The following is a 582-nucleotide window of genomic DNA, read 5'->3' on the forward strand; positions in this document are numbered from 1 at the left end:
AGAAGATCCAAGTCAAGCGGACAGTAACACACCAGCTCCAATGGATCAGACTGTTAAAGTTGGCGAAACACCATCAGCCGAGAAATCAATCGGTAACATGACTGAGCTTCCAGCAGGTACTAAGGTGGCATTTGAAACACCAGTAGATACCAGCAAGTCAGGTGAGCAACAAGTAACTGTTGTGGTAACTTACCCAGATGGTTCGCAAGACAAGGTTCCTGTGACAGTTAAGGTTGCAGAAAATCCAAGTCAAGCGGACAGTAACACACCAGCTCCAATGGATCAGACTGTTAAAGTTGGCGAAACACCATCAGCCGAGAAATCAATCGGTAACATGACTGAGCTTCCAGCAGGTACTAAGGTGGCATTTGAAACACCAGTAGATACCAGCAAGTCAGGTGAGCAACAAGTAACTGTTGTAGTGACTTACCCAGATGGTTCTCAAGACAAGGTTCCTGTGACAGTTAAGGTTGCAGAAAATCCAAGTCAAGCGGACAGTAACACACCAGCTCCAATGGATCAGACTGTTAAAGTTGGCGAAACACCATCAGCCGAGAAATCAATCGGTAACATGACTGAGCT

At 45.9% G+C, this 582-nt stretch carries 1 protein-coding gene; it reads left to right on the forward strand.

The features are described 5' to 3' along the window. A partial coding sequence (locus HZY94_RS10040; protein WP_257151924.1) for a Rib/alpha-like domain-containing protein occupies positions 1 to 582 on the forward strand: 582 nt, incomplete at both ends.

This window comes from Streptococcus danieliae (assembly GCF_013415245.1).
GTDB lineage: Bacteria > Bacillota > Bacilli > Lactobacillales > Streptococcaceae > Streptococcus > Streptococcus danieliae_A.